Origin of the sequence: Kosakonia sp. MH5, from assembly GCF_009935945.1 — a bacterium.
GTDB lineage: Bacteria > Pseudomonadota > Gammaproteobacteria > Enterobacterales > Enterobacteriaceae > Kosakonia > Kosakonia radicincitans.
Window position 1 is genome coordinate 1009147 of sequence record NZ_QODH01000001.1, and the last position, 11065, is coordinate 1020211.

General features: G+C 54.9%; 10 protein-coding genes. 4 read left to right on the plus strand and 6 right to left on the minus strand.

The genetic code is table 11. The features are described 5' to 3' along the window. Window positions 1-10: 10 nt before the first annotated feature. A complete protein-coding gene (locus tag DK872_RS04830; RefSeq protein ID WP_071920436.1) occupies window positions 11-1720 on the plus strand; it encodes a pectate lyase in 1710 nt (569 codons plus the stop codon). Window positions 1721-1950: 230 nt separating this feature from the next. After that, window positions 1951-2148, plus strand: a complete 198-nt coding sequence (locus tag DK872_RS04835; protein WP_007373685.1) for a hypothetical protein — start codon at window positions 1951-1953, stop codon at window positions 2146-2148. A 57-nt stretch (window positions 2149-2205) separates the two neighbouring features. Here DK872_RS04835 and DK872_RS04840 read toward each other — a convergent pair whose 3' ends face one another. The 6 genes from DK872_RS04840 to DK872_RS04865 all read right to left on the minus strand — a co-directional run bounded on the left by DK872_RS04840 (window position 2206) and on the right by DK872_RS04865 (window position 6682). Beyond that, window positions 2206-3297, minus strand: a complete 1092-nt coding sequence (locus DK872_RS04840) for an NADH:flavin oxidoreductase/NADH oxidase (RefSeq protein ID WP_007373684.1) — start codon at window positions 3295-3297, stop codon at window positions 2206-2208. Window positions 3298-3417: 120 nt separating this feature from the next. Next, entirely contained in the window at window positions 3418-4236 is an 819-nt protein-coding gene (locus DK872_RS04845; RefSeq protein WP_035943202.1) for a phosphate/phosphite/phosphonate ABC transporter substrate-binding protein, read from the minus strand. Further along, window positions 4202-5167, minus strand: a complete 966-nt coding sequence (locus DK872_RS04850) for a fatty acid desaturase (RefSeq protein ID WP_161518080.1) — start codon at window positions 5165-5167, stop codon at window positions 4202-4204. The genes DK872_RS04845 and DK872_RS04850 overlap by 35 nt, the downstream gene beginning before the upstream one ends. Before the next feature lie 66 nt (window positions 5168-5233). Beyond that, a complete protein-coding gene (locus DK872_RS04855) occupies window positions 5234-5407 on the minus strand; it encodes a hypothetical protein (RefSeq protein WP_236946384.1) in 174 nt (57 codons plus the stop codon). A gap of 76 nt (window positions 5408-5483) precedes the next feature. Further along, window positions 5484-5933 carry a nuclear transport factor 2 family protein gene (locus DK872_RS04860; protein ID WP_202625919.1) on the minus strand — a complete coding sequence of 150 codons (450 nt, stop codon included), beginning with the start codon at window positions 5931-5933 and terminating at the stop codon, window positions 5484-5486. Further along, the gene (locus tag DK872_RS04865; RefSeq protein WP_007373678.1) at window positions 5933-6682 is read right to left on the minus strand and encodes an SDR family oxidoreductase; all 750 of its coding nucleotides are present in this window, start codon (window positions 6680-6682) and stop codon (window positions 5933-5935) included. The genes DK872_RS04860 and DK872_RS04865 overlap by 1 nt, the downstream gene beginning before the upstream one ends. Window positions 6683-6848: 166 nt before the next feature. Between DK872_RS04865 and DK872_RS04870 the strand changes: the two genes are divergently transcribed. Next, window positions 6849-7754 carry a LysR family transcriptional regulator gene (locus tag DK872_RS04870; protein WP_107146367.1) on the plus strand — a complete coding sequence of 302 codons (906 nt, stop codon included), beginning with the start codon at window positions 6849-6851 and terminating at the stop codon, window positions 7752-7754. A gap of 420 nt (window positions 7755-8174) precedes the next feature. After that, the gene (locus DK872_RS04875) at window positions 8175-10433 is read left to right on the plus strand and encodes a TonB-dependent siderophore receptor (RefSeq protein WP_161518081.1); all 2259 of its coding nucleotides are present in this window, start codon (window positions 8175-8177) and stop codon (window positions 10431-10433) included. The last annotated feature ends 632 nt before the right edge of the window (window positions 10434-11065 follow it).

The following is an 11065-nucleotide window of genomic DNA, read 5'->3' on the forward strand; positions in this document are numbered from 1 at the left end:
GAGGCGAATAATGAAACTGTCAAAAATAACGCTGGCATTAACGATGTTGAGTACCTTCTCCTGCGCGGCCATTGCGCAGGAGAGCGCGCGCCTGAGCAGCGTCAAAGCCTTTGCCGACACGGTGATGACGAAGGCCGCCGCACAAAATCAGCCCAACGTGCCGTTACTGGCCGATGGCGTGGATCCGCGTACCGGCAAGCAGATGGAATGGATCTTCCCCGATGGGAAAACCGCAGTGCTGTCGAATTTTTCCGCGCAGCAGAACCTGATGCGCGTGCTGGTTGGGTTAAGTAATCTGAGCGGCGATGCAAAATACAAAAAACTGGCCGAAGAGAATGTTCGTTACTATTTCCGCCATTACCAGGACAAGAGCGGGCTGCTGCTGTGGGGCGGACACCGCTTTATCGATCTCAACACGCTGCAACCGGAAGGGCCAAGCGAGAAAGAGATGGTCCACGAACTGAAGAACGCCTACCCCTACTATGATTTGATGTTTACCGTCGATAAACCGGCGACCGAACGTTTTATCCGCGCATTCTGGAATGCACATGTTTACGACTGGAAGATCCTGGAAACCAGCCGCCACGGGGAATACGGCAAAGTAATGGGCAAACTGTGGAACAGCGAGTTTGAACAACAGCCGCCGTTCTTTGCCACCAAAGGCCTGAGCTTTCTCAACGCGGGAAATGATCTGATCTACTCCGCCTCGCTGCTCTATCAACACGATGGTGACAAAGGCGCGCTCACCTGGGCAAAACGGCTGGCGGAACAGTATGTTCTGCCACGCGATAAAAAGACCGGGTTAGGCGTTTATCAGTTTACCCAGGCGTTAAAACGCGCCGAAACCAGCGACGACAGCGATACCAACTCAAAATATGGCGACCGCGCGCAGCGCCAGTTTGGCCCGGAGTTTGGCGCGGATGCACTGGAAGGCAATATGATGCTGAAGGGCCGTACCAGCACGCTCTATTCGGAAAACGCGCTGATGCAACTGGCGCTGGCGAAATCTCTCGGACACGACGGGGATGACATCAAAAAATGGACGCTGGATGGCCTGAAAGCTTTCGCCAAATATGCCTATGACGCGAACAGCAACACCTTCCGTCCAATGCTGGCAAACGGCAGCGATTTGTCGGGTTATACCCTGAAACGTGACGGCTACTACGGTAAAAAAGGCACCGTGCTGAAGCCTTATCCGGCAGGCAATGAATTCCTGCTCTCTTACGCCCGCGCCTGGACGCTGGAGCCGGATACAGAGATATGGAAAGTGGCGCGCGGGATTGCCCGTAGCCAGGGGTTGGGTGATATCGGCGAACCCGGCGGCAAAAACCACAAACTGGATCTCACCACGCAAAACAGCGAGCCGTACGCCATCTTTGCGCTGATCGATCTGGCGCAGGCAACCGGCGATAAAAGCTACCTCACGCTGGCGGATAAAGTGGCGGACAACATTATTGCCCACAAACGGCTGAATGGCTTTTTCGTCGATGATCAGCAGTATATCTACGCCAATATCGACAGTATCGCCCCTTATGCCTTGCTGGCGCTGGAAGCGGCGATGCGCGGTAAACCGGATGCGGTGGCTCCGTTCCTCAATGGCGCAGGGTTTACCGAAGGCGCATACCGGCTGGATGATGGTACGGTGCGTTACTCCACGCGCGACGACGAGTTGTTCAAACTCAAGCCGGGCGAGCAGTTAAAACCAAACGGTAAGAAGTGATTGAAAGGCCTCTCACTGCCAGCCAGTGAGAGGCCATGTTGTTGATTTTTTTCCCCCTGAACAACCCGATAATAACCTGCACAATCCTGCCGCAAGCGCTGCGAAAAAGGGAAACAGATCTCCGGCGCATAGCGGCCATATCCTGCTGATCGCACGGCACTTTGGGAAAATGACGAAAATATATCCCTGTGCTAGATTTTTCCTATACCAATAATCAGGAGGAGTGGAGCATGAAGTTCAATGATGAGCACACGGGACTCATTGGATTAGCCATTGGCGCAGCAGTAATTGGACTGGTTTCGGAGCGAAAGACAATTAACCGCGACAACATTATTCAGGAGATTGAACGGCAAGGCAGAAGCCGGGGTGATGGGGTTGAAGATGAGGTTTTTCTGGAAGCAGCGGAACTGGTACGCAAAGGCGTTTAGCTCCGCTTAGCACTTTCAGGCAGGCGAGCCTGCTGCGGTCTGGCTCGCCTGAATTGATTATTTTACCGTGCCTTTCACGCCGTGCGGCTCCGCGCGACGATACTGCGGCGCAACATGCACCGCGCCGTGCAACGCTGCGGCGGCATGCCACGGCCAGCGCGGATCGTAAAGGGCACCGCGCGCCAGCGCAATCAGGTCCGCGTCCCCCTGTTGCAGAATCTCTTCTGCATGCTGAGGTTCCGTAATCAGCCCAACGGCGATCACCGGCATACTGGTCTGCTGACGCAGCGCTTTGGCGAACGGCACCTGATACCCGGCGCTCACTTTAATGCTCTGCAACGGCGACAACCCGCCGCTGGAGACGTGAACATAATCGCCGCCCGCTGCTTCGATTTCCTTCGTCAGTACGATGGATTGCTCCAGATCCCAGCCGCCTTCTATCCAGTCGGTGGCAGAAATACGGATGCCGACCGCCACGGATGATGGCACGGCTTCACGCACCGCGCTGAAAACTTCCAGCGTAAAACGCAGACGGTTTTCGAGGCTTCCGCCGTACTCGTCGGTACGCTGGTTGGAGAGCGGCGACAGGAACTGATGCAGCAGATAACCATGAGCGGCATGAATTTCGATCACCTCAATGCCCAGCGCCACGGCGCGGCGTGCGCTGTCGACAAAGCGCTGTTTGACGCGTTGCAAATCTTGCTGGCTCATTTCACGCGGCGGGCGTTCGCCCGGATCGTGCGGCACGGACGAAGCGGAGATCGTTTGCCAACCGCCCTCTTCCAGGCTGAGCTGTTTGCCGCCCAGCCATGGCGCGCTGACGGAGGCTTTACGTCCCGCATGGCCCAACTGGATGCCCATTTTTATCGGTGAATACTGGCGAATATCATCCAGCACCACGCGCAGCGCCTGCTGTGTCTCATCATCCCACAAGCCCAGATCCTGCGGTGAGATACGCCCTTCCGGCTCTACGGCGGTGGCTTCGATAATCAGTAACCCGGCCCCGGAAAGCGCCAGGTTGCCCAAATGAATGCGGTGCCAGGCGGTCGCTTTCCCCGCGTCGGCGGAATACTGACACATCGGAGCGATAACAATGCGGTTATCCAGCGCAACGCTGCCCACGTTTGCTTGCGTAAATAATTGGCTCATTTCTTCTCCTTAAGTCCGGCTGAGACTCATGACTTTCTGCCTGCCGCGCGCGATTGTCTTTGGCGGAACGTGCCGTTTGTTGGCTTTTGGTTTTCACAACATGATGAAATATTTCAACATTTATAAATCAACCACGCCGCGCGCTGCCGCGTCATCCCGCCACTCCAGCAGTAAAGCGTAATCCTCGCGTGTGACAGCGGCAAAACCGCCAATCAATGCCGCCGCACAAACGTGCTGATACTGTGCATCGCTGACCAGTTGCTGTAATGATTCCCGCAGCAGCGCCAGACTGGCGGCGGAGGTTGAAGCGGAGGTGATAAGCGGTAGCCCGGGTGTCAACGGGCTTTGCCCGATAATCGTCAGCCCTTCAAGTAAGTCCGGTTGATGGCGCTGCAGCAGCGCCCAGGTGACACAGTCGATAGCGGCGATATCCGCACGATCTTGTTGCAACGCCACCAGCGATTGCCGGTGGCTACCGCTAAACTCCACCGTGGCAAAAAAACGTTCCCCGCCGGAGAGCGCTGCGACCATTTTCCGCAGGGCGTTATAGCCCGACTGTGATTCGATGGCGTTGCAGACGGCGCGCTGACCGCGAAAATCCCCCAGCGTTTTCCCGCTCTCTTCTTCACGCGTCACCAGGAAACTGCGGTAGCCGATGCCTTCGCAGCCCGGTGCCTGATAGTGAAAACAGCCCACGGTTTGCACTTTATCAAGCTGCGTGACCAGCGGATAACCGCAGGTCTGGCTTAACAGCAGCGCATCTTCCTGCCAGTGCGTTAACAGATCCGGCGGCGGCCAGACATGCGTGGCCATGATGCCGCGAGCGGCGAACAGTTCTTTCAGCACACCGCCCAGCGCCACGGTATCTGCGCGGTGCAGATCGTACATGGGCAAAGAAAACAGGTTAGTCGTAGTGTTGCTTGCAGCCTGGGTGTGCATTCACGTCCACCGATGTAAACAAAAAGCGTCGTAACCATTCACTATAGCCCCGAACCAGAAATCCGCGATTACGTTGGCGGTACGCCTGCCGATCACGCAGGTAGAGCGTGCGCAATCCATACCAGGGCACGCCGGGCAGATCGTGGTGGATGGAATGGTAGTTGAGGTTCAGAAACAGAATACGCCACGGCAGCGCCGCTTCATTAATCACCGAGCGCGCCAGCGGATCGTCTGCCGCCTGATGTTCGAGAAAGGAGCGGATTTTGGTCACCGCCAGCGCCGGATAACTAACCGCCAGCACAAACCACAGCGGTGAAAAATCGCAATGCGCCATCCACATAAACAGCGCCGCAAGCAGTACACCGTGCATCAGCCACATGACGATCGCTTTCCTCTGCCGCTGATAAAATGCGGTCATCATGACTGCCAGCAGTTGCCCGATATCGAGCAGCGGTGCCAGTAGCAATCGCCCGGGGAACGTGTTGCGCAGACGAATGATGTCGCGCTGCACGCGCGAGAAACGCTGCCAGCGCTGAGGGGCAAAATAATAAGATTCAGGATCCGCGTGCGGCAGTGTCAGCTCCGGCGTGTTGTGGTGCGCGAGATGGGAATCACGGTAAAGGCCGTACGGATACCAGACCGCCAGCGGCAGCAGGCCCAGCAGTTGGTTAAACCACGGCCAGCGCGTTGGATGACCGTGAATTAATTCATGCTGCACAGAGAGATACCAGCAGGTAAACACAATCAGCAGCAACGTTGCCGGCCACAGGCCTAAGCTTTGCCAGTTCGCCAGCGTGGCGAACCAGCCGCTATACACGGCGATAATTACCGTCCAGGTGGGAAGCTCATAGCGCCACAGCCAGCTGCGGGCGCGCTGTTGGATAAAATGACGTTGTTCTTCATGTAAATAGACCGCACGACGTTTTGCCATTCACTCATACACTCTCTGCGCTTATTCGCGTCACGATGTGAGGGAACGGCAGAAATCACAACCAACTTAAATGGCGTAACTATTGCTGAAAATGGCAAAACGCCGGGCGGCGCGGCGCAGGCCACTTTGCCGCGCGGATCCAGAATGTTGCTGCGCCACGTCATAACGCACGCCTTCGCGATGAAGGAGGCGCATATTTTTGACCACCGTCGCCAGCATCCGAAAGAACGTGGCGGCCATTTCCGGCACCGCGGCATCAATAAAGGTCTGCCAATCGTCGGGATAGTAATAGAGGGCGTTTCATTGTTCTTGCCACTCAGGGCTGGTTGATAAACACATGGATGCTGGCGATACGGCCATCACGAACGGTGAAAATGTCTTCGCCGTGTACCAGCCCGGAGTCGTTCTGCGGGCCATAGCTCCAGGTCACGCGGCCCAGCCCATGATTCCAGGTCACGGGCGCCGGATGGAAGACAAAGCCCGGATGTTCGCGCTGGACGCGGGCAATTAACGCCACAACCTGCGGATAGCCGGTGGCGATGTCGGCGTAATCGGCGACATAAAAGTCCCCGGTATAAACCTCGCCAAAGCTACTGATACACGGCTGCGGATCGTTCCAGATGACAAAGTGTTTATCGATCAGGTGCTGCGCGATTTGCAGTTCAGGTGATGTCATCTCTTTATGCTCCATTGTCTGTGCGCGAACCTGCGGCAGCGCCATCGACGCTGCCGGCACCAGCCCGCGAAAAGTGAGGGCGTTGACCATCAGATTTGCGCCATGCCGCCATCAACAAACAGCTCTACGCCGTTGATAAAGCTGGAGGCATCCGACGCCAGGAAAGCCACCACTTTGCCGACCTCTTCCGGTTCGCCAAGACGGCCCAGCGGTACTTGCGCGGCCAGTGCGTCAAACAATCCCTGACGGTGTTCATCCGGGACTAAATCGCCAAGCCCCGGTGTGCGGATGGGGCCAGGGCTGACCACGTTGACGCGGATACCGCGGCCTTGCAGATCCAGCGACCACGAGCGGGCAAAGTTACGCACGGCGGCTTTACTGGCGCTGTAGACGCTGAAGTTGGCTGTCCCTTTGATCGACACGGTGGAGCCGGTCAATACAACCGATGCGCCATTCACCAGCAACGGCAGCGCTTTCTGTACGGTAAACAGCACGCCGCGTACGTTGGTGGCAAAAATGCGGTCGAAATGCTCTTCGGTAATCGACCCCAGCGGCAACATATCGCCGCCCCCGGCATTGGCGTGGAGGATGTCCAGTCGCCCGGCGCTTTTAGCGATTTGCGCATACACCGCGTCGAGATCCGCCGGAACTGACGCATCGGCACGGATGCCGGTTACGCTGGCACCGACTTCAGCGACAGCGGCATCCAGCTCTTTCTGTCGACGACCGGTAATAAAGACACGTGCGCCCTGGGCTACCAGTTCTTTTGCCGTAGCCAGACCGATACCGCTGGTACCGCCAGTGACCAGGGCAATTTTTCCGCTCAGTTGTTTCGTCATTTTTCTGTTCCTCAGTTTGGGTTTTAGGGTTTACCGGCGGTCAGTCGGGCTGACGTCTTCGGTATAGCTGCACTGTAGCGCTGGCGTTTTTATTGAAAAATACCGAAAAATGAAAATGACTATTCACCGTGGTGTATAATCAATTTTCGCCAGTAAGGGGGGACGTATGGATCAGTTGCAGGCAATACGGGCTTTTGCCCGCGTGGTGGAAGCCGGAAATTTTACCCGGGCGGCAGATTCACTGGAGATGCCTAACGCCACGCTAAGTAAACTGGTGCAGGAGCTGGAAGCGCACCTCGGCGTGCGGTTGTTGCAGCGTACCACTCGCCGCGTGACGGTGACGCCGGAAGGACGCGACTATTACGACAAAACCGCGCGCATTTTGCGCGATCTGGAAGATATCGATACCTCCTTTAACAGCGTGCGCAGCCATCCGCGTGGTCAGTTGCGTATTGACGTAGGCGGCTCCACGGCGAGCGATGTGCTGATCCCGGCGCTACCGGAGTTTATGGCGCGCTACCCGGATATTCGTATCGATCTCGGCGTTTCTGACCGCCCGGTGGATCTGATCAGTGACAATGTGGACTGCGTGATCCGTGGCGGCCCGCTGGATAACTCCTCGCTGATCGCCCGCCAGATTGGCGCTGCAACACTGCTGACCTGCGCCACGCCCGCGTATCTGAAAGCCTTTGGCACGCCCGCCTACCCGGACGAGCTGAAAAATGGCCACCGGCTGGTGAGTTATCTGTCGCCGCAAACCGGCAGAGCCTTCCCCTTACGTTTTGAGCGCGACGGCGAAAAGTGTGAAATCAAGGTCGATCACCGCATCGGCGTAAACGAGAGTAATGCCCATCTGGCCGCCGGTCTGGCCGGGCTGGGGATTATTCAGACCTTCAGTTATGCGCTGGAAAGCGCGCTGAAGAGCGGCGCGCTGGTGGAAATTTTGCGCCCGTGGCGTCCCGCGCCCTACCCTTTCCATGTGGTCTATCCGCAAAACCGCCATGTTACGCATCGCCTGCGGGTTTTTATTGACTGGCTGCTGGAGAGTTTCCCGAAAAATGTTAGCCGCTAATGTCAGCATATTATTTTCGTGACTCAAGGAATAACAACGTTAATAATGAAGAGAATTTGAAAACATTATGAATTAACAATGATGGTTTGTTTTTATTATTTACCCACCTCGCAACCTAATTTTAAAAAATATTTATAACGCATTGATTATAAATAGTATTTTAATTTGTAAATTTTGAATAGTTATTATCTTGATAATAAATTTCATTTCTATTAACGTCATTCACGCATGATGAGGATTCTCTGGCGAATAACGTTTTCCCCATCGTGCAAATAATCCCTCTCGTTTTTACTCATTTACTGACGCAGATAACCGCCGCAGTCCGGGCATGTATTCTCTTTTTTATGCCACGGCTCAGGGAGGCGTCACGACGCCCGAAAAAAGCGAGAACCGCACACATAAAAATACAGGGAATATGGCATGAAACACGCTTCACATTATCCACTGGCCATGCTGATTCACGTGGCACTGTGGGGTCTGACGCTTCCGGTACAGGCCGCTGACACCAGTAATACTTCTGACCAAACCTCGACGGACACAACCAAAACGCAGGAAGATACGCTGGTGGTAACCGCCGCCAAACAGACGTTGCAGGCTTCCGGCGTATCCACCATTACCGCCGAACAAATCCGCAAACACCCGCCCGCTCGCGATGTCTCGGAACTGATCCGCACGCAGCCTGGCGTCAACCTGACCGGCAACTCCACCAGCGGCCAGCGCGGAAATAATCGCCAGATCGACATCCGGGGTATGGGGCCGGAAAACACGCTGATTCTGGTGGATGGCAAACCGGTGACCAGCCGTAACTCGGTGCGCTATGGCTGGCGTGGCGATCGCGATAGCCGTGGCGACAGCAACTGGGTACCGGCGGAAATGATCGATCATATCGATGTGATCCGTGGCCCGGCCGCCGCGCGCTACGGCAACGGCGCGATGGGCGGCGTAGTGAATATCATCACCAAACCCACTACCGGTGAATGGCACGGTTCATGGAACACTTATCTGAATGCGCCGCAGCACCGCAAAGAGGGTTCGACGAAACGCACCAACTTCAGCCTGAACGGCCCGCTTTCCGATACCGTCAGCTTTAATTTGTGGGGCAATCTGAGCAAAACCCAGGCCGACGCACAGGACATCAACTCCGGCCACGAAGCCGCACGCACCGGTACCTACGCCGGTTCTTATCCGGCAGGCCGTGAAGGGGTGATCAATAAAGATATTCACGGCAAAGTGCGCTGGGAATTCGCCCCGATGCAGGCACTGGAGTTTGAGTCCGGCTACAGCCGTCAGGGCAATCTGTACGCAGGCGATACGCAAAACACCAACACCAGTACGCTGGTGAAAAGTATGTATGGCAAAGAGACCAACCGCCTTTACCGCCAGAACTGGGGCGTGACCTGGACCGGCGGCTGGGACAATGGCGTAACAACCAACACCTACGCGCAGTATGAACGCACCCGCAACTCCCGGCTCAGCGAAGGACTGGCTGGCGGCACGGAAGGGATCTTCTCCAGCGATAAGTTCTTCGATATTGATCTTTCCGATGTACTGCTACACAGCGAGGTCAACATTCCATTTACGCTGGGCGTCGATCAGAACCTGACTATCGGCACCGAGTGGAACCAGCAACGCATGAAAGATGGCGTTTCGACAACCCAGTCGCTCTCTTACGGATCGATTGATGGCGTCAGCAGCACCAATCGCAGTCCATATTCCAGCGCGGAGATCTTCTCGCTGTTTACCGAAGATAATATCGCCCTTACCGACAGCACCATGCTGACACCGGCGCTGCGCTTTGATCACCATTCGATTGTCGGCAACAACTGGAGCCCGTCGCTGAACCTGTCGCAAGGGCTGGCGGAGGACTGGACGTTAAAACTGGGGATTGCGCGCGCCTATAAAGCGCCAAATCTTTATCAGCTCAACCCGAACTACATTCTCTACAGTAATGGCCAGGGATGCTATGCCAGTAGTTCAGCCTGTTATCTGATGGGTAACAGCGACCTGAAAGCCGAGACCAGCGTTAACAAAGAGATCGGCATCGAGTACAAACACAACGGCTTCCAGGGCGGCATCACTTACTTCCGCAATGATTACCACAACAAGATCGAATCCGGTTATTCCGCCGTCGGTACCGCCAGCAATGGCACCACCAATATTTATCAGTGGGAAAACGTGCCGAAAGCGTTAGTGGAAGGGCTGGAAGGCACGCTGAATGTTCCGGTTAGCGAAAGCGTCAACTGGAGTAACAACATGACGTGGATGCTGCAAAGCAAGAACAAAACCACGGGCGATCGTCTGTCGGTGATCCCGCAATTTACCCTGAACTCGACGCTGGCCTGGCAGGTACGCGATGATTTGTCGCTGCAAAGCACCTTTACCTGGTACGGACGGCAGAAACCCAAACGCTTCAACTATAAAGGTGAAGCGGTTTCCGGCAGTGAGTTGAATGAAGTCAGCCCTTACAGCGTGGTCGGTCTGAGCTCGACCTGGACGGTGAACAAAAACCTGAGCCTGACCGGCGGCGTGGACAATATCTTTGATATCCGCCACTACCGCGCCGGTAATGCGCAAACCACCGGCAACAGCACCACCGGTGCTTACCTGTACGGCGCAGGCGCAGAAACGTATAACGAATCCGGACGCACCTTTTATGTTAGCGTGAACACGCATTTCTGATGTCATCATCCAAGCCGGAACAGGTTACTTTTCCGGCTTTTTTGTGCGCTAAATCCGCGCTGTTATATATGATGACAAAATCTTCATCGCTTCTGCATAATCCTTTCACGATGCGGGTTTATTATTAGCGCAGTTGAGTTCGGCGGGAATGGATCCAGCAGAAATCAACTGTGGTGTAATACCACTCCTTCATAAAAGTAGTACTCCATCCCCCCTTCCAAATCCCAACCGCAGCCATGCGGTGGAGGGGGGATTTCCCTTCACTGCGCTCTTTTATTAATGATTTCCTCGACTAACGACTTTATGCTCAGCAGCCCCTTTTTTCATACATATATTATCCATGCTTTCTTCATTTTAACTGACACATTATTTGTTATTGTCTCAGCGTTCTTTGTTGAGTGCAGAGGACATCATTCCTAATAAACTCTTCCCCCTTCCCCCCCGTTCAGGAAGGGGGCTTTTTTAAGGAGTGAGTCAAAAATAATATTACACCCCTCGCAGACAAACTTTTTGATATTAACATTCCAATAAAGTTCCTTGCGCGCATATTATTTTTACCTGCGTTGTATATCCATGCTTTCTCCATTCTTTCCCCATGATTAAATGCAATCCTGCATTTCTATTTGCAGCCG

What these genes read in the sequence shown, in the direction of transcription:
- DK872_RS04830 (WP_071920436.1), top strand. Translation starts at nt 11, where the DNA reads ATGAAACTGTCAAAAATAACGCTGGCATTAACGATGTTGAGTACCTTC.
- DK872_RS04835 (WP_007373685.1), top strand. Translation starts at nt 1,951, where the DNA reads ATGAAGTTCAATGATGAGCACACGGGACTCATTGGATTAGCCATTGGC.
- DK872_RS04840 (WP_007373684.1), bottom strand. Translation starts at nt 3,297, where the DNA reads ATGAGCCAATTATTTACGCAAGCAAACGTGGGCAGCGTTGCGCTGGAT.
- DK872_RS04845 (WP_035943202.1), bottom strand. Translation starts at nt 4,236, where the DNA reads ATGCACACCCAGGCTGCAAGCAACACTACGACTAACCTGTTTTCTTTG.
- DK872_RS04850 (WP_161518080.1), bottom strand. Translation starts at nt 5,167, where the DNA reads ATGGCAAAACGTCGTGCGGTCTATTTACATGAAGAACAACGTCATTTT.
- DK872_RS04855 (WP_236946384.1), bottom strand. Translation starts at nt 5,407, where the DNA reads ATGGCCGCCACGTTCTTTCGGATGCTGGCGACGGTGGTCAAAAATATG.
- DK872_RS04860 (WP_202625919.1), bottom strand. Translation starts at nt 5,933, where the DNA reads ATGGTCAACGCCCTCACTTTTCGCGGGCTGGTGCCGGCAGCGTCGATG.
- DK872_RS04865 (WP_007373678.1), bottom strand. Translation starts at nt 6,682, where the DNA reads ATGACGAAACAACTGAGCGGAAAAATTGCCCTGGTCACTGGCGGTACC.
- DK872_RS04870 (WP_107146367.1), top strand. Translation starts at nt 6,849, where the DNA reads ATGGATCAGTTGCAGGCAATACGGGCTTTTGCCCGCGTGGTGGAAGCC.
- DK872_RS04875 (WP_161518081.1), top strand. Translation starts at nt 8,175, where the DNA reads ATGAAACACGCTTCACATTATCCACTGGCCATGCTGATTCACGTGGCA.